Raw genomic sequence first — 17,131 nt, forward strand, 5'->3', positions numbered from 1 at the left:
TGTGGAACCACCCGATCCCATCCCGAACTCGGAAGTGAAACGCAGCTGCGCCGATGGTAGTGTGGCTCAAGCCATGCGAGAGTAGGTCATCGCCAGGGTTTATACCCAAAAACCCCGCTGCTCACGCAGCGGGGTTTTTCTTTATGCGTTTCAGCAGCCGATGTTTCAGCCGGCGCTGCCGTGTCCCAGGAACGGCTGGATCACTGCCGCGATCTGGGCGGGCGCTTCCATATGCAGGTGATGGTTGCCCGGAAACACGGCCAGGCGCCCGTCGCGCAGGTGCTGCAGTCGCTCGCTGCGCATCGGCTCGGGATAGTACGACTGCGCGGGAGTCGCGTAGATCACCTGCGTAGGGCAGGCGATGGCCTGCAGCAGGTTGTCGATCTGGCCCTCGCTGAGCCGGATGGCGGTGGGCAGCATCAGGCGCGGATCGCTGCACCAGCGATAGCCGCCCTCTACGGGTTCGACCCCGCGCTCGACCAGCAGGCGCGCGCAGCCTTCACTGAGCTGGTTGGTCATCATCCGCGCGCGGATCGGCGCGGCAAGATCGGGAAAGACCCTGAGCTGCTTGCGCGATAGCGCGCGCGTGGCAGTCACATGCTCACGCAGCCGATGCGCGGTGTCCTCTTCCGGTCCCCGCAGGCCACCCAGCGCTTCGATGGCGACCAGGCGTTCGATGCGGTCACTGACCGCCGCAGTGAGGCTGGCGATGCCCGCGCCCATCGAGTGGCCGAGCAGGCTGAAACGCTCCCAGCCCAGCGCGTCGGCCACGTCAAGCACGTGGCAGATCGCGGCAGCGGTGGTGTAGCTGGCGCCGGCCGGGAGATGGGCGCTGTGGCCATGGCCAGGCAGGTCGATGGCCACCAGATCCAGATGGGGCAGATGCGGTGCGAGTGGCACGAAGCTGGCGGCGTTATCCAGCCATCCGTGCAGGGCGAGCACACGCGGGCCGTCCCCGTGATTGCGCAGGCCGGCCACGCGCGCGCCGCCGACCTCGAGTTCGAACCCCTGCAGGCTCATGCCAGCGAGGCCACGGCCAGCCGTGCCAAGGCACGCGCGTGCTCGGATCCATCGTTGAGGCAGGGGATGTAACGCATCCGTGCGCCGCGTTCGGCGAGGGTTTCAGTGAATCCCATCTCGACTTCTTCCAGCGTTTCCAGGCAGTCGGTGGCAAAGCCGGGGCAGACCACGTCGATCTGCTTCACGCCGGCCTCGGCCAGCGCCCACAGGCTGGGTTCGGCATACGGCTGCAACCAGCGCTCGCGCCCGAAACGCGACTGGTAGCCGAGCTGCCACTCGCTCCGTTCCAGGCCCAGCGCATTGGCGATCGCCTGCGCACTGGCTTCGCAGCGCTGCGGGTAGGGATCACCGCCATCGGCCAGGCGCTGTGGAATGCCGTGGAAGGAGAACATCAACATCTGGCCACGGCCATGCGCCTGCCAGTAGCGCTGGATGGAGGCTGCCACGGCTGCGACCCAGTCCGGGTCGACCGAGTAGTCCTGTACCAGGCTGACCGTGATGCCCGGATTCCTGCGCTGCCAGGCATCGACACGATCCTCCACCGATGCGGTGGTGGTGGTCGAATACTGGGGATAGAGCGGCAGCACGACGATGCGCCGCACGCCTTCCGCCGCCAGCCGGTCCAGTTCCGCGGTCAATGCGGGTTCGCCATAGCGCATCGCATGGCGCACGCGCAGGGTCGGCAGCAGAGCTTGCATCGCCTGCGCCAGCCGCCGGGTATGGACCATCAGCGGCGAGCCCTCGGGCAGCCAGACCTGGGCGTACTTGGCGGCCGAGCGGCCGCTGCGCAATGGCAGGATCAGGCCGCGCAGCAGCGGCTGCCACAGCAGCGCCGGAATCGACACCACGCGCGGGTCGGACAGGAACTCAGCCAGGTAACGGCGTACGGCGGGGGCCGTCGGCGTCTCGGGCGTGCCTAGGTTGACCGCCAGCACGGCGGTATCGGGTGCGTCGAGCATGGGTCTCATTGTCGCCGATCTGCCGCTGTATCGGGATGCAGGATCTGCATCGCAGGCATAGTCATCTCCGATGCGGGACCGATGACGCTCATTGCCGATTCATCACAACACTACTAATTTCAGTCACTTGCTATATCTTCCTATGGACTGACTTCTGGAGCCTGCCATGCGTCGCCCGATCCAAGCCCTGCTGATCGCCGCCAGCCTGCTGTCCAGCCAGGCCATGGCCGGGCCGCAGGAAGACCAGCGCGCCCGCAACGCGGTGCGTGTGCTGGCTGAAATCCAGGAAATCCCTGAACAGGGGATTCCGGACAAACTGCTCGACGAAGGCCGCGCGGTCATCGTCATTCCCGACACGATCAAGGCAGGCCTGGTCATTGGTGGCCGCCGTGGCCATGGCCTGATGTCGGTCCGCATGCCGAACGGCGCTTGGTCCAACCCGGTCTTCGTCAAGCTCACCGGCGGCAGCATTGGCTTCCAGGCCGGCGTGCAGTCGTCGGACGTGGTGCTGGTGTTCCGCAACGACCGCAGCCTGGACAACCTGGTCAACGGCAAGTTCACCCTGGGCGCCGATGCCGGTGTGGCGGCCGGTCCGGTCGGCCGCAATGCGGCCGCGGCCACCGACGGCCAGCTCAAGGCCGAAATCTGGTCGTGGTCGCGTGCGCGTGGCCTGTTCGCCGGCGTCGCCCTGGACGGTGCGGTGCTGCAGATCGACGATGCCGCCAACCTTGACGCCTATGGCAGCAACACCACGCCGCGGATGATCTTCGAGGGCCGGGCAGCAGGTGCGCCGTCGATGGATGTGGTCGCCTTCCGTGATCGCCTGGAGGAGGCGACCTATGCCGCGCGCAACAACCGCGGTGGCAATGGTGGCACGGCCTCGCGCCCGGCTCCGGCGCCGACGGTCGCACCGCCGCCTGTTCAGGCAGCCCCGGCGGTCCCGGCGGAAGCCACCACCGCGCCCCTGCAGAACGTGCCGCAGAACCCGCCGCCACAGCAGCAGGGCTTCCAGCCGGTCAATGAAGGCGAAATCCGCACGGAGACGCTGGGCGGGAACTGACTTTCGTCACGCGCGCCGGCTAACGGCCGGTGCGCTATGCTCGACAGCCTGATCACTAACGTAACGAGCGTCTTTATGGGCAGTTTCAGCATCTGGCATTGGTTGGTCGTGCTGGCCATCGTCCTGCTGGTGTTCGGCACCAAGCGTCTGACCAGCGGCGCCAAGGACCTCGGTTCGGCGGTCAAGGAATTCAAGAAGGGCATGCGCGACGAGGACAAGCCGAACGCGCAGCTGGGCGATGAGACGCGCAGCCAGGACGCCTCGCGCACCGCGCAGGACGAGCACGACCGCAACGCACGCTGATCCGGAGCGGTCGCGGTGTTTGATATCGGCTTCAGCGAACTGCTGGTCATTGCGGTGGTCGCCCTGGTGGTGCTCGGTCCCGAGCGTCTGCCCAAGGCGGCCCGTTTTGCCGGCCTGTGGGTCCGTCGTGCCCGCAATCAGTGGGACTCGGTGAAACAGGAACTGGAGCGCGAACTGCAGGCCGAAGAGATCAAGCGGCAGATGCAGGACGTGCGGCAGGGCATGCAGGACACCGAGAACCAGTTGCGTGCCAGCGGCGAGGCGATCCGGCGCGAAGCCGCGCAGGCACAGCAGCAGGGTGATGCGCTGGCGCAGGAGACGCGGGCACCGGCGCCGGCGGACCTGCCGCCGCATGTCAGCCAGGCACAGCAGGCTGCACCTCCCGCGTCCATGGGCGACGGCACTGCGGCCGATGCCGGCGGGGCGTCCGCTGCATCCGCAGCGGATGTAGACGACACCCGTCCGGTGCCAGCGTCGCAGAGCGAGGAGCGCGGCCGATGAGCGAACAGGATTTCGGCGAGAGCTCGCTGGTTGAGCATCTGGTGGAGCTTCGCGGCCGCCTGGTGCGTGCGCTGCTGGGCCTGGGCGTGGTGCTGCTGGCACTGCTGCCCTTTACCCAGAAGTTGTACAACGCGCTGGCCGAACCGCTGGTCTCGCAGCTGCCGAACGGCCAGACGATGATCGCCACCAACCCGGCCGGCGCCTTCTTCGCTCCGTTGAAGCTGACCTTCTTCGTCGCGCTGTTCGTGGCGGTGCCGTGGCTGCTGTACCAGTTGTGGGCCTTCGTCGCGCCGGGACTGTATGCCCGCGAAAAACGCCTGGCGGTGCCCCTGCTGGTGTCGTCGGTGCTGCTTTTCTACACCGGTTGCGCCTTCGCGTATTTCCTGGTGTTGCCGGCGGTGTTCCACTTCCTCACCACCTTCAGCCCCGATGTGATCGCGATCACTCCGGATGCCAACGCCTACCTGGATTTCGTGCTGGCGATCTTCTTCGCCTTCGGTGGCAGCTTCGAGCTGCCGGTGGCGATGGTGATCCTGGTACTGCTGGGATGGGTGACGCCGCAGCAGTTCAAGGAGGGCCGTGGCTACGCGATCGTGGGCATCTTCGTGGTGGCGGCCGTGCTGACGCCGCCTGACGTGGTCTCGCAGCTGATGCTGGCGATCCCGATGTGCCTGCTGTACGAACTGGGCATCCATGCCGCGCGATGGCTGGTGCCGTCCTCGGTGGTGAAGAAGCCCGCCGCGTGATGCGGCAGCGCCGGGCATGGCTCGGCGCTACCGTTGGGCGTGCTCAGGCGTGGAAGACGTCGTTCGCCGGCGGCGTGGCCGGAACCGGCGGAGCGCCACGGCTGCCACGGTGCACGAACATCTGCTTCCAGGCGGCATACACCGCGCCGACGTACAGCGGCATCACCACGGTGGTCAGCAGCAGCTGTGCGATGAACACAGCCACCATCTGCCCCCCCAGCAGCATCGCGATCTGGATCACGATCACGAACAGGATGTAGCCGCAGAAGGCGGCGATCACGCCGAGCACAGCGAACACCGCCATCGCCGCGATGTTCTCGATGCAGCCCTGCAGGCTCAGGCGCAGCGCGTGCATGCCGCTCTGCTTGTCGAACACCACCAGCGCTGGCTGGGTGAACATAGCCAGGGTCAGGGCGATGGCGGTCACGAACACCAGCAGCATCCACAGTGCGATGCGCGTGGCCGGCAGCTGGGCGACCAGTTCGGCGGCGGCTTCGGGGCTGACCTGCTGGTTGCTGCGGGCGATCTCTTCCATCCGTGCCATGACGTTGCTGAAGGCGGCGAAGCCTTCGCGACCGATCATCAGGTACAGCAGCACGCCCAGCAGCAGGACCACCAGCACCTGGATCGCCAGCGGCACCAGCAGGTGGCTGACGCGGTGGTCACGGATCGGCTGCAGCAGGTGGGTGACCAGGCCGGGCCGGCCGTCGTCGATCTCGCCCATGGCGTACAGCATGCCGCCGAACATGATCGGCGAGACGGCCAGGGTCATCAGCTGCACGGCCAGGCCCAGCGCGCCGGGCACCAGGGTGGACAGCAGGGTGACCACCCAGCTGACCAGCATCCAGGTCAGGCCGATCCGCGCCAGCTGCAGCGGTGCACGCCGGTACAGGGAGAACGTATCCAGCAACCACTGGGCGCCCGCCGAGGCCGGCAGCTTGCGAATCTCTTTCATGGACATCCGGAGAGGACAGAAGGGGAGCGGGCAGTACCCGCGCCGCCGATTATCCCTGTTTTGCCGCCGGCTGGGCTGAAGACTGCCGTGCCTGGCGGACGAAACGGCGCAGCAGCTGCCGGGCCAGGGGGGCGGCGCTGACCGCGCGCTCGATGCTGCGGGCGCAGCCACCATGGCGGCCGATGCAGTCGGCCCGCGCACGCACGTAGCCGCGCATGTGGTGGGTGGCGAACTCGGGATGGAACTGCACGCCCCACGCCTGCCGGCCCCAGCGGAAGGCATGGCAGCCATCCTGCGGCGAGCGTGCCAGCACGGCGGCCCCCTCGGGGGCACGCAGTACGGTCTGCAGATGGGTCGCGTGCGCCGCGAAATGCTGCGGCAGCCCCTGGAACAGGGGGTCCTGTGCTGCCTGCGGCTGCAGCTCCAGTTCAATGGTGCCCGACTCGCGTCCGGCCGGGTTGTAGGCCACTTCGCCGCCCAGCGCATGCGCCAGCAGCTGGTGCCCGTAGCAGATGCCGAACACCGGCACGTCATCGTGGGCGGCCTGCCGCAGCCACGCCGCGCTGCGCTCGCTCCAGTCGGCGTGGTCGGTGACGAAAGCGGCCGAGCCGGTCACCATCACCCCGGCGAACGCGCGCGGGTCGGGCAGGACGCCGCCGTGTTCGACATCGACCACCACCGTCTCGTGTTCTTCCAGGCCGGCGGCGACGCGGATCCAGTGCGGGAAACGCCCATAACGACGCAGCGAGGGCACTGGACGGCCGGTTTCAAGAATCAGGAAGGGCGCTGGGTTCATCCGGGGGCGGCAGGACAGACAGGACTTCCTCGATTGTAGTCAGCCCCTGCGCCACCTTTTCAAGCCCCGCCTGGCGCAGGGTCCGCAGGCCCTCGGCACGGGCGGCACGGCTGAAACCGGCCAGATCCATGTCGGCGCGGATCTGCGCGCGAAGCCGCGAACCCAATGGCAGCAACTCATACAGGCCGATGCGGCCGAGGAAACCGGTGCGCCGGCACTCCAGGCAACCGACCGGCCGACAGGGCGTGGCGGCATCTGGATATGCGGCATGGCTATCAGCCAGTACCGCCCAATCGGCGGCACCGAGCGTATGCGGCTGCTTGCAGTGCGGGCACAGGGTGCGCACCAGGCGCTGGGCGAGGATGCCGTTGACGGTGGAGGCCAGCAGGTAATGCGGCACGCCCAGGTCGAGCAGGCGGGTGATGGCCGAGGGGGCGTCGTTGGTGTGCAGGGTGGACAGCACCAGATGGCCCGTCAGCGACGCCTGTACCGCCATCTGCGCGGTTTCCAGGTCGCGGATCTCGCCGATCATGATGATGTCCGGATCCTGCCGCAGCAGGGTGCGTACGCCGCTGGCGAAGTCCAGGTCGATGTTGGTCTGCACCTGCATCTGGTTGAACTCCGGCGCGATCATCTCGATCGGATCCTCCACCGTGCACACGTTCACGTCCGGGGTGGCCAGGCGCTTGAGCGTGGAGTAGAGGGTGGTGGTCTTGCCGGAGCCGGTCGGGCCGGTCACCAGCACGATGCCGTGCGGACGCTCGACCAGGGCGTTCCAGCCGGCAGCCTCCTGCGGGCTGAAACCCAGCTGGTCGATGCTCTTGAACGCCGCATCCGGGTCGAAGATGCGCATCACGCACTTCTCGCCGAACGCTGTGGGCATGGTCGACAGGCGCATTTCCACCTCGCGCCCACCCGGTGACCGGGTCTTGATGCGGCCATCCTGCGGCCGGCGACGCTCGGCCAGGTCCATGCGGCCCAGCACCTTGATGCGGCTGACCACGGCGGTCATCACCGCCGGAGGCACCTCGAACACCTTATGCAGCACGCCATCGATGCGGAACCGCATGCGGCCCATGTCGCGGCGCGGTTCCAGGTGGATGTCCGACGCACGCTGCTCATAGGCGTACTGCAGCAGCCAGTCGACGATGTGCACGATGTGCTGGTCGTCGGCATTGACGTCGCCGGTGCGGCCGAGCTCGACCAGCTGCTCGAAGCTGGGCAGGGCGGTGTTCACCTCGCCGCGCACGTCGCCGCGCGCGCCACGCACCGAGCGCGTGACGCCGTAGAACTCCATGGTGTAGCGGTGCAGGTCCAGCGGATTGACCACGGCCAGCTCGATGCGGCGGCGGGTCAGGTGCTGCAGGTCGCGGCGCCATTCCTGTACCAGCGGTTCGCTGGTGGCCACCAGCACGCGTTCGGCGTCCACCGCCAGTGGCAGGAAGCGATGGCGGCGCGCATAGGCGTGCGAAACCAGGGCCGTGACCGCCGCCACATCGACGCGGGTCGGGTCGATGCGCAGGTAGCGGGTGCCGGTGCGTCGCGCCAGCCACTCGGTGAGGCGTTCCAGGGTCAGTTCGCCGCCATCGCTGGCGGCAAGCTTGAGGTTGGACAGCAGTACCAGCGGATGGACTTCACTGGCGTTGCGGGCGCCCTGCGCGGAAAACCGCACGCGCTCGCGGTCCTGCCCGGCCACCAGGCCATCGGCCAGCAGTGCGGCCGAGACCTGTTCAAACAGCAGGCGGCCCCACGGCAGCGGTACCGCGCCGGGCTCGCCGGGCGTGCCCGCCGGCAGCCGATGTTCCATCTGCCTGCTCCTCCCGGGTACGGAATGCCCCGCAGGTCGGCCGTTATACTAGCGCACCCCCTTGCCGGCCAAGAATCGTCCGCATGTCCGCGACCCCGACCGTTCCGATCACCTTCCAGGGCCTGATCCAGACCCTGAACCAGTTCTGGGCCCAGCAGGGCTGCGTGCTCATCCAGCCGCTCGACCTGGAGGTGGGCGCCGGTACGTTCCACCCGGCGACCTTCCTGCGTGCGATCGGTCCGGAAGGCTGGAACGCGGCCTACGTGCAGCCCTCGCGCCGTCCCACCGACGGCCGTTACGGCGAGAACCCGAACCGCCTGCAGCGCTATTACCAGTACCAGGTGGCGATGAAGCCGGCGCCGGACAACATCCAGCAGCTGTACCTGGATTCGCTGCAGGCGCTGGGCATCGACCCGCTGGTGCACGACCTGCGCTTCGTCGAGGACAACTGGGAGTCGCCGACCCTGGGTGCCTGGGGCCTGGGCTGGGAGGTCTGGCTCAACGGCATGGAAGTGACCCAGTTCACCTACTTCCAGCAGGCCGGTGGCCTGGAGTGCCGCCCGGTGCTGGGCGAGATCACCTACGGTCTCGAGCGCCTGTGCATGTACCTGCAGAACTGCGACAACGTCTACGACCTGGTGTGGACCTACGGGCCGGACGGACAGCCGGTGACCTACGGTGACGTCTATCACCAGAACGAGGTGGAGCAGAGCACCTACAACTTCGAGCATGCCGACGTGGAAGAAATGTTCCACCGCTTCGACGCCTGCGAGCGTGAGGCGCAGAAGCTGGTCGAAGTGGGCCTGCCGCTGCCGGCCTACGAGCAGGTGATGAAGGCCAGCCACACGTTCAACCTGCTGGATGCGCGCCGCGCCATCAGCGTGACCGAACGCCAACGCTACATCCTGCGCGTGCGTGCGCTGGCCCAGGCGGTGGCCCGGGCCTATTACGAGCAGCGCGAGAAGCTGGGCTTCCCGGGCGCGAAGAAAGCCTGACGGCCGCTCTCCACCCTGCTTTTCATCACACCCCGGGGCGCCGGACGCGTTGCGCGCTGCGCCCCCCACCACAGGATCGAACCGATGAGCCAATTGTCCCCCCTGCTGATCGAACTGGGCACCGAGGAGTTGCCGGTCAAGGCGCTGCCGGGCCTGGCCCAGGCGTTTTTCGACGGTGTTGTCGAAGGCCTGCGCAAGCGCGGCATCGCCCTGGACACGGGCGATGCACGCCCGCTGTCCACCCCGCGCCGGTTGGCCGTGCTGCTGCCGGGCGTCGGCCTGGAACAGCCGGAGCAGCACAGCGAAGTGCTGGGCCCGTACCTGAACATCGCGCTGGATGCCGAAGGCCAGCCGACCAAGGCATTGCAGGGCTTCGCCGCCAAGGCCGGCATCGACTGGACCGCGCTGGAGAAGACCACCGACAACAAGGGTGAGCGTTTCGTGCATCGCGCGGTGACGCCGGGCGCGAGCACCGCCGATCTGCTGCCCGAGATCCTGCGCGAGGCCATCGCCGCCATGCCGATCCCCAAGCCGATGCGCTGGGGCGACCACCCGTGGGGCTTCGCGCGGCCGGTGCATTGGCTGGTGCTGCTGCACGGCAAGGACGTGGTCGCGGCCGAGTTGTTCGGCCTCAAGGCCGACCGCATGAGCCGTGGCCATCGCTTCCACCATGACAAGACCGTGTGGCTGACCCAGCCGCAGGACTACGTCGAATCGCTGCGCGCGGCCCATGTGCTGGTCGACCCGGCCGAGCGCCGCGCACGCATCGTCGCCGAGGTCGAAGCCGCCGCCGGCAAGGCTGGCGGCAGTGCGCGCATCACCGAGGACAACCTTGAGCAGGTGGTGAACCTGGTCGAGTGGCCCTCGGCAGTGCTGTGCAGCTTCGAGCGCGCCTTCCTGGCCGTGCCGCAGGAAGCGTTGATCGAAACGATGGAGATCAACCAGAAGTTCTTCCCGGTGCTGGATGACGCGGGCACGCTGACCGAGAAGTTCATCGGCATCGCCAACATCGAGTCGAAGGATGTGGCCGAAGTGGCCAAGGGCTACGAACGCGTGATCCGCCCGCGCTTCGCCGATGCCAAGTTCTTCTTCGATGAAGACCTGAAGCAGGGGCTGGCCGCGATGGGCGAGGGCCTGAAGACCGTGACCTACCAGGCCAAGCTGGGCAGCGTGGCGGACAAGGTCGCGCGCGTGGCGGCGCTGGCCGAAGCGGTTGCCGTGCAGGTGGGTGCCGATCCGGTGCAGGCCCGCCGCAGCGCCGAGCTGGCCAAGAACGACCTGCAGTCGCGCATGGTCAACGAGTTCCCGGAACTGCAGGGCATCGCCGGCCGCCATTACGCGGTGGCGGGCGGAGAATCGCCGGACGTGGCGCTGGCCCTCGACGAGGCGTACCAGCCGCGCTTCGGTGGCGATGACATCGCGCTGTCGCCGTTGGGCAAGGTGCTGGCCATCGCCGAGCGTGTGGACACACTGGCCGGCGGGTTCGCGGCGGGCCTGAAGCCGACCGGTAACAAGGATCCCTTCGCCCTGCGCCGCAACGCACTGGGCCTGGCCCGTACGATCATCGAGAGTGGCTTCGAGCTGGACCTGCGCGCGCTGCTGGCCAGCGCCAACCAGGGCCTGGCTGCGCGTGGCGTGCAGGCCGATGTGGGTGAGCTGTACGACTTCATCCTGGATCGCCTGAAGGGCTATTACGCCGACAAGGGCGTGCCGGCCACCCACTTCAACGCGGTCGCCGAACTGAAGCCGGCGTCGCTGTACGACTTCGATCGCCGCCTCGACGCGATCGGCACGTTTGCAGCGCTGCCCGAGGCCGAGGCCCTGGCCGCCGCGAACAAGCGCATCCGCAACATCCTCCGTAAGGCTGAAGGCGACATTCCGGGCCAGATCGACCCGTCGCTGCTGCAGGAGGAGGCCGAGCGCGCGCTGGCCGAAGCCGTCACCGCCGCCATCGACGACACGGGCGCCAGCCTGCATCAGAAGGACTACGTGGCCGTGCTGGCCCGCCTGGCCCGCCTGCGCCCGCAGGTCGATGCATTCTTCGATGGTGTGATGGTCAATGCCGAAGACCCCGCACTGCGCGGCAATCGCCTGGCGCTGCTGACCCTGCTGGGCGAGCGACTGGGCAAGGTCGCCGCGATCGAGCATCTGTCGAGCTGAGTGGTCGCGCCGGGCCACGCCCGGCGAACGCGCGGTGTGGTGCTGGAAGAAGCCGCCGGGCATGGCCCGGCGTTACCGACATCATGCGGATGATGTCGGTAACGCGTATTTTGACCGCCACTTAACAACCGATGCCTGAAGGCGTGATGCATTTCGCATCGTCACGTTGGGTCGGTATGCTGTGCCGCATGCAGCCAAAGAAATACGCCCTGCCGCTGATGGTCCTGTCGCTGGTCGCCACCCCCGTGGCCCACGCGCGCGGCACCATCGACAAGGTGGACATCAAGGGATTGGACAAGGGCGACGACGCCGCGATCATCGAGAACATCCAGGAATCGCTCACGCTGTACGACACCATCGGCAAGGAGCAGGGTGAATCGCGGCTGGAGTACCTGCTGTCACAGGCCGAGCGGCAGACCCGGCAGGCGTTGGAGCCGTTCGGGTACTACAACCCGGTGATCACGGTGGAGGCGCCGCGCCAGGACGAGCATGTGCAGGTGCTGATCCACGTCGACAAGGGCACGCCGGTGACGGTGCGGCGCGAGCACATCGACATCACCGGCCCGGCCATGTACGACCAGTACCTGCAGGATGACCTGACCGCCTTCAAGCCACGCAAGGGCCAGCGTTTCGAACATACCCAGTACGAAGCCAGCAAGATCACCATCACCCGCCGCCTGGCGGAGCGTGGCTACTTCGATGCCGATTACACCCAGCGCCAGGTACAGATCACCCGCGCCGACAACGCCGCGGACATCGACCTGACCTGGGACAGCGGCCGCCGATACAACATGGGCCCGGTCCGGTTCGAGCAGGATTACTTCGTCGACAAGCTGTTCGATCCGCTGGTGTACTGGGAACAGGGCAGCTACTACCACGAAGGCAAGCTGGACCGGCTGCGCGAGTCGCTGACCAAGCTCGACTACTTCAGCGTGATCGACATCCAGCCGCGGCCGGACCAGGCCGACGACAATGGTGAGGTTCCGGTCGACGTCAAGCTGACCCGTGCCAAGCGCACGATCTACACCGCGGGCCTGAGCTACGGCAGCGAGAGTGGTCCCGGTGTACGCGGCGGTGTCGAGCGGCGGTTCCTCAACAACCGCGGCCACAAGATGAACACCCAGCTGGACTATGCGCAGAAGCGCAAGAGCCTGGTGACCAGCTACCGGATTCCCGCGTTCGCCTGGCTTGATGGCTGGTATACCTTCGCCGCCAGCGCCTACGACGAGCAGACCGACTACATCGACCTGCGCAACTTCAAGCTGATCGCCAGCCGCAGCGGCGAGATCAACGAATACTGGACCGCGATCGCGTCGGTCAACGCGCTGCGCGAGCGCTGGCGCTATGCATCGGGTACCGAGTTCACCGACGCGGTCTACAACACCTCCACGCTGGTCTATCCGCAGCTGGTGGCCGACTACGTCAATGTCGATGACGAGATGTTCCCGCGCAAAGGCATCAGCGGCACGGCCACCGTGCGCGCGGGCGTTGAAGGCGCCGGCTCCGATACCAGCTTCGTGCAGGCCAATGCCGTGCTTCGCTGGTACGTTCCGGTGGGCGAAAGCAACCGCCTGATCCTGCGTGGCGAGGGGGGCACCACCTGGACCAGCGATCTGGTGGCGATGCCACCCAGCCTGCGCTACTTCGCTGGCGGTGACCGCAGCATCCGTGGCTATGCCTACCGCGAGGTGGGCCCGCGCACGCCCGCGCCGGACAAGTACGCGCTGGGTGCCAAGAACCTGGTGATCGGCTCGGCCGAGTACGAGCACTACTTCAACGGTGGCCCCTGGGGTGCGGCGGTATTCGTCGATACCGGCAGTGCCTTCGACAACACCATCGACCTGCATACCGGTGTGGGCTTCGGCGTGCGCTGGAAGTCGCCGGTGGGCCCGGTGCGCATCGACGTGGCCCACGGCCTGAACAACCCGGATTCGCAGTTCCAGCTGTATCTGAATATCGGAGCGGACCTGTGAGCACGCCCGCACAGACCCCGGGAACACCGCCGCCGCGCGTGCGCTTCTATCGCCGCCGCCGCTTCTGGGCATGGTCCGGCGTGGGCGTGCTGGGTCTGGTCCTGCTCGGCCTGCTGCTGCTGTACTGGCTGCTGCAGACCGTGGCCGGCCGTGACGTGCTGCTGGCGCAGGTGGTCGCGCGCCTGCCGGTGGGGGCCAGCTTCACCTGGGACAAGGTGGAAGGACCGGTGGCCGGCCCGCTGACGCTCCACAACGTCGACTTCCGCTATGACGACATCCACTTCCATGCCGAGCGCGCGTACCTGGAGCCGGACCTGCGCCCGCTGCTGGGCCGCAAACTGCTGCTCGACAGGCTGGAACTGACCAATGCCTCGCTGAACCTGGCCAAGAGCGAGGAGCCGTTCAAGCTGCCGTCGTGGCCGGACTCGCTGCCGCAGATCGAGATGCCGCTGGCCATCCAGGCCGACGCCATCGCCATCGACGGTTTCCGGGTGACCCAGGCCGGTGAACCGGTGATCGACATCAGCCGCGTGCGCGGCGGCGTGGAAATCGCCAACGGCGAATTCCAGGCGCGCGCGCTGGTCGTGGACAGCGATATGGGCAACTTCACCGCCCAGGGCCGCTACATCCCGGCCAAGGACTACGACACCGACGTGACCGTCACCGCGGTGCTGCCGGCGCCGCGTGGGCGCACGGCCGCCACGCTCGGCCTGGTTGCACGGGGCAATCTGGCGCACATGGAAGTGGCCGTGGCCGGGCGCGCGCCCAAACCGCTGCATGCGATGCTGGTGTTTGACGGGCGGACCGATCCGAGCTGGAGCGCGACCGTGCGCAGCGACGAACTGGACCCGGCTCTGCTGTCGCCAGCGCTCGCGGGTTCGGCCATCGCGCCACTCGCGCTGGATTTCAGCGCCACCGGCAAGGGCGGCAACGCCCAGCTGCGCGGCACGGTGAAGCAGGGCGAGCAGGCGCTGGAGCTGGCGCCCTCGGTCATCTCGCTGCAGGACCAGGTGCTGAAGGTCTCGCCGCTGGTGGTGAAGGGACTGGGGGGCGAGGCACGCCTGGAAGGTACCGCTGATTTCAGCCAGGAAGACCAGCAGAAACTCGATTTCTCGGTCATTGCCCATGATCTGACCTGGGTGCCGGCGGAGGATCCGAACACCGCCGGTGGTCCGCCCGTACCGGTGACACTGAAGGAAGCCCGCTTCGGCCTGGCAGGGACGCTGAAGGCATGGGCTGCGATCGGTCGTGCCGACGTGGAGCGTGAGCAGCAGAAGGCGCAGCTGCGTTTCGACGTGCGCGGCAACGACCAGGCGGCCTCGATCCGCGAGCTGCAGGCGCAGACGCCCGGCGGGCAGTTGCAGGTGGAGGGCCAGGTGGCATGGGCCCCGCAGCTGGACTGGGATGCCAAGGCCACATTGAAGGACTTCGATCCGGGCTATTTCGTGCCTGGATGGAATGGCCGGCTGTCGGGCAATTTGGCGTCCAAGGGCCGCCAGCTGCCGCCGCCGGCAAATGCCCCGCCGGGTACTGCCGGCACGCTGGAAGCCACGGTCGATCTGCCGTCGCTGAAGGGCGTGCTGCGTCAGCGCAACCTCGATGCGCAGGGCAAGTTCGCGCTGCAGGGCGAACAGGGCCAGGGCGAGCTGAAGCTGGCCGTCGGCAGCAGCCGGGTCACCGCCTCGGGCAAGGTGGGCGACCGCCTGGACATCGACGCACGTTTCGAACCGCTGCAGCTGAGCGACCTGCTGCCTGGCGCCGATGGCGGCCTGCGCGGGCAGGTACAGGTGACCGGCCCGCGTGACGCACCGGACATCACCGCCGACCTGGTCGGCAACAACCTCAACTGGGACGGCTATGGCGCCGAGAGCCTGAGCATCAAGGGGCGACTGCCGTGGCGTGGCGACAGCGGCACGCTGGCCGTGCAGGGACAGCAGGTCAACGCCGGCATGCTGCTGGAACGGTTGAACATCGATGCGCAGGGCAGCGTGTCGAACCTGCGCCTGGCGGCACAGACCCGCAACGAACTGGGCGCGATCGACCTGCAGGGCAGCCTGCGCCAGCAGGGCCAGCAATGGCGGGGCGAACTGGCTTCGCTGCGTATCGCACCGGTGAAGGGCGATGCCTGGGCGCTGCGCGCGCCGGCCGCCTTCGCCATCAACAATGGCAGCTACACGCTGGCCGAGGCCTGCCTGGCTGCCGCCAGCAGCGGGGCGCTCTGTGCGCAGGCGAACTGGCCGCGCGAGGGCCTGGTGGTGCGCGGCGATGCGTTGCCGCTGGCACTGGTGCAGCCATGGCTGCCGCCGCAGTCCGGACGTCGCATCTACCTGCGCGGCGAGCTCGGTCTGGATGCGCAGATCCGGCCGCGCGGCAATGCGTGGGAAGGACACGTCGAAGTGCGTTCGCTGGAGGGCGGGGTGCGCCTGGGCGAGAACCGCAACGTCGGTGGCGACAGCACCCGGGGCGAACTGGTGCGTTATGACCAGTTCTCGCTGAAGCTGGACATGACCCCGGCCAGCATCAAGGGCTATCTGGGCATGGGCTTCCAGGGCAACGGCTTCGTCGATGCCAGGATGCAGACCGGCTGGGAAGCCAGCGCGCCGTTGAACGGTGAGCTCTACCTCAACATGTCGCGGCTGTACTGGCTGGAGCTGTTCTCGCCGGACATCGTGCGCCCGACCGGCCTGATCGAGGGCCACGTCAGCCTGCGCGGTACCCGTGGCCAGCCATCGCTGGGCGGCGACGCGCAGCTGAGCAATTTCAAGGGCGAATTCCCCGCGCTGGGGCTGACGTTCGACCAGGGCAAGGGCAGCTTCGTCGCCCAGCCCGACGGCTCGGCCAAGATCACCGCGCAGGCCAACTCGGGCCAGGGCACGCTGTATGTCGATGGCGGCCTGTCCTGGTTCGGTGATGCGCAGCCGCTGCAGCTGAAGATCCACGGCGAGAACGTGCTGGTGTCCAATACCAGCGAACTGCGCATCGTCGCCAACCCCAATCTAGACTTCACCCTGGCCAAGGCCGCGATGGAGCTGCGTGGCACCGTGCATGTGCCGGAGGCGGACATCGATCTTGAGCGGCTGGATCGCGGGACGTCGGTTTCCGAGGACGTGGTGGTGCTGGACCCGGCCGATCCGGAGGAATCGCGCACCTCGCCGCTGGACATGGACCTGACCGTCAGCCTGGGCGACAAGGTGAAGATGACCGGCTTCGGCCTGAAGGGCGCGCTGACCGGCAAGATGCAGGTCTGGGCCAAGCCCGGTCGCGAGATGACCGCCAATGGCGGGCTGGAGGTCAGTGGCCGCTACAAGGCCTATGGCCAGGACCTGACCATCACCCGCGGCAACCTCAACTGGAACTACAACGCCGTATCCGACCCGCGCATCAACATCCGTGCCGAGCGCCGGATCGGTGATGTCACCGCTGGCATCGACGTGACCGGCCGTGCACAGCAGCCGCGTGCGGACGTGTGGTCCGACCCGGCGATGTCGCAGTCCGAAGCGCTGGCCTATCTGGTGCTGGGCCGCAGCCTCACCGGTGCCAGCAGCGACCAGGCCCAGCAGGTCAATGCAGCCTCGGCCGCACTGTCGGCCGGCAGCGGCCTGCTGGCGTCGCAGCTGGGGGCCAAGCTGGGCCTGGACGATGCGGGCGTGAGCCAGTCGCGCGCGCTGGGCGGATCGGTGATCGGCGTGGGCAAGTACATCTCGCCCAAGCTGTATGTGGGCTATGGCGTATCGCTGGTCGGCGCCGGTTCGGTGATCACCCTGAAGTATCTGCTGCGCCGCGGTTTCGACGTGGAAGTGGAGTCGAGCACGGTGGAAAACCGCGGCTCGATCAACTGGCGGCGGGAGAAGTAACC

Annotated in this window: 13 protein-coding genes and 1 rRNA gene; 9 read left to right on the top strand and 5 right to left on the bottom strand. The window is 67.6% G+C overall.

Going from position 1 to position 17,131, the window contains the following annotated elements; all coding sequences use genetic code 11:
* A 5S ribosomal RNA gene (gene rrf / locus ACVOME_RS11540) occupies nt 1-98 on the top strand; the annotation flags it as partial.
* Between the two features lie 67 nt (nt 99-165).
* Here rrf and ACVOME_RS11545 read toward each other — a convergent pair.
* The gene (locus ACVOME_RS11545) at nt 166-1,020 is read right to left on the bottom strand and encodes an alpha/beta fold hydrolase (protein ID WP_197571674.1); all 855 of its coding nucleotides are present in this window, start codon (nt 1,018-1,020) and stop codon (nt 166-168) included.
* Entirely contained in the window at nt 1,017-1,979 is a 963-nt protein-coding gene (hemH, locus tag ACVOME_RS11550) for a ferrochelatase (RefSeq protein ID WP_164150559.1), read from the bottom strand. The genes ACVOME_RS11545 and hemH overlap by 4 nt, the downstream gene beginning before the upstream one ends.
* A gap of 166 nt (nt 1,980-2,145) precedes the next feature.
* Here hemH and ACVOME_RS11555 point away from each other — a divergent pair, with 166 nt between their 5' ends.
* The 4 genes from ACVOME_RS11555 (at nt 2,146) to tatC (ending at nt 4,589) form a co-directional block, all read left to right on the top strand.
* Nucleotides 2,146-3,039, top strand: a complete 894-nt coding sequence (locus ACVOME_RS11555; protein ID WP_053517681.1) for a lipid-binding SYLF domain-containing protein — start codon at nt 2,146-2,148, stop codon at nt 3,037-3,039.
* A 75-nt stretch (nt 3,040-3,114) separates the two neighbouring features.
* Nucleotides 3,115-3,342, top strand: coding sequence for a Sec-independent protein translocase subunit TatA (gene tatA, locus ACVOME_RS11560; protein WP_053517682.1), 228 nt, complete (start codon nt 3,115-3,117; stop codon nt 3,340-3,342).
* A 15-nt stretch (nt 3,343-3,357) separates the two neighbouring features.
* Nucleotides 3,358-3,843 (top strand): Sec-independent protein translocase protein TatB, encoded by a 486-nt coding sequence (gene tatB / locus ACVOME_RS11565; protein ID WP_065181400.1) that lies wholly within the window; start codon nt 3,358-3,360, stop codon nt 3,841-3,843.
* Entirely contained in the window at nt 3,840-4,589 is a 750-nt protein-coding gene (gene tatC / locus ACVOME_RS11570; RefSeq protein ID WP_010482410.1) for a twin-arginine translocase subunit TatC, read from the top strand. The genes tatB and tatC overlap by 4 nt, the downstream gene beginning before the upstream one ends.
* 43 nt (nt 4,590-4,632) lie before the next feature.
* Here tatC and ACVOME_RS11575 read toward each other — a convergent pair whose 3' ends face one another.
* From ACVOME_RS11575 to ACVOME_RS11585, 3 genes are read right to left on the bottom strand one after another with little or no spacing between them, the layout of a single operon-like run.
* Complete coding sequence (locus tag ACVOME_RS11575) at nt 4,633-5,544, bottom strand: BPSS1780 family membrane protein (protein WP_481505105.1); 912 nt, start codon at nt 5,542-5,544, stop codon at nt 4,633-4,635.
* A gap of 49 nt (nt 5,545-5,593) precedes the next feature.
* Entirely contained in the window at nt 5,594-6,340 is a 747-nt protein-coding gene (locus ACVOME_RS11580; RefSeq protein ID WP_053517686.1) for a glutamine amidotransferase, read from the bottom strand.
* A complete protein-coding gene (locus tag ACVOME_RS11585; RefSeq protein WP_111187173.1) occupies nt 6,312-8,147 on the bottom strand; it encodes a GspE/PulE family protein in 1,836 nt (611 codons plus the stop codon). The genes ACVOME_RS11580 and ACVOME_RS11585 overlap by 29 nt, the downstream gene beginning before the upstream one ends.
* 83 nt (nt 8,148-8,230) lie before the next feature.
* On the opposite strand from ACVOME_RS11585, the gene glyQ reads away from it, so the two are divergent.
* The 4 genes from glyQ to ACVOME_RS11605 all read left to right on the top strand — a co-directional run bounded on the left by glyQ (nt 8,231) and on the right by ACVOME_RS11605 (nt 17,129).
* Nucleotides 8,231-9,142, top strand: coding sequence for a glycine--tRNA ligase subunit alpha (gene glyQ / locus ACVOME_RS11590; protein WP_053517689.1), 912 nt, complete (start codon nt 8,231-8,233; stop codon nt 9,140-9,142).
* An 84-nt stretch (nt 9,143-9,226) separates the two neighbouring features.
* On the top strand, nt 9,227-11,302 hold the full coding sequence (gene glyS, locus ACVOME_RS11595) for a glycine--tRNA ligase subunit beta (RefSeq protein WP_065181403.1): 2,076 nt from the start codon (nt 9,227-9,229) through the stop codon (nt 11,300-11,302).
* Nucleotides 11,303-11,478: 176 nt separating this feature from the next.
* Nucleotides 11,479-13,275, top strand: coding sequence for an autotransporter assembly complex protein TamA (locus tag ACVOME_RS11600; RefSeq protein ID WP_053517726.1), 1,797 nt, complete (start codon nt 11,479-11,481; stop codon nt 13,273-13,275).
* Entirely contained in the window at nt 13,272-17,129 is a 3,858-nt protein-coding gene (locus tag ACVOME_RS11605; protein WP_481505106.1) for a translocation/assembly module TamB domain-containing protein, read from the top strand. Before ACVOME_RS11600 ends, ACVOME_RS11605 begins: the two co-directional genes overlap by 4 nt.
* Nucleotides 17,130-17,131 lie beyond the last annotated feature (2 nt).

It is taken from the genome of Stenotrophomonas sp. STEN008 (assembly GCF_056760435.1).

What these genes read in the sequence shown, in the direction of transcription:
- ACVOME_RS11545 (WP_197571674.1), bottom strand. Translation starts at nt 1,020, where the DNA reads ATGAGCCTGCAGGGGTTCGAACTCGAGGTCGGCGGCGCGCGCGTGGCC.
- hemH (WP_164150559.1), bottom strand. Translation starts at nt 1,979, where the DNA reads ATGCTCGACGCACCCGATACCGCCGTGCTGGCGGTCAACCTAGGCACG.
- ACVOME_RS11555 (WP_053517681.1), top strand. Translation starts at nt 2,146, where the DNA reads ATGCGTCGCCCGATCCAAGCCCTGCTGATCGCCGCCAGCCTGCTGTCC.
- tatA (WP_053517682.1), top strand. Translation starts at nt 3,115, where the DNA reads ATGGGCAGTTTCAGCATCTGGCATTGGTTGGTCGTGCTGGCCATCGTC.
- tatC (WP_010482410.1), top strand. Translation starts at nt 3,840, where the DNA reads ATGAGCGAACAGGATTTCGGCGAGAGCTCGCTGGTTGAGCATCTGGTG.
- ACVOME_RS11575 (WP_481505105.1), bottom strand. Translation starts at nt 5,544, where the DNA reads ATGAAAGAGATTCGCAAGCTGCCGGCCTCGGCGGGCGCCCAGTGGTTG.
- ACVOME_RS11580 (WP_053517686.1), bottom strand. Translation starts at nt 6,340, where the DNA reads ATGAACCCAGCGCCCTTCCTGATTCTTGAAACCGGCCGTCCAGTGCCC.
- ACVOME_RS11585 (WP_111187173.1), bottom strand. Translation starts at nt 8,147, where the DNA reads ATGGAACATCGGCTGCCGGCGGGCACGCCCGGCGAGCCCGGCGCGGTA.
- glyQ (WP_053517689.1), top strand. Translation starts at nt 8,231, where the DNA reads ATGTCCGCGACCCCGACCGTTCCGATCACCTTCCAGGGCCTGATCCAG.
- glyS (WP_065181403.1), top strand. Translation starts at nt 9,227, where the DNA reads ATGAGCCAATTGTCCCCCCTGCTGATCGAACTGGGCACCGAGGAGTTG.
- ACVOME_RS11600 (WP_053517726.1), top strand. Translation starts at nt 11,479, where the DNA reads ATGCTGTGCCGCATGCAGCCAAAGAAATACGCCCTGCCGCTGATGGTC.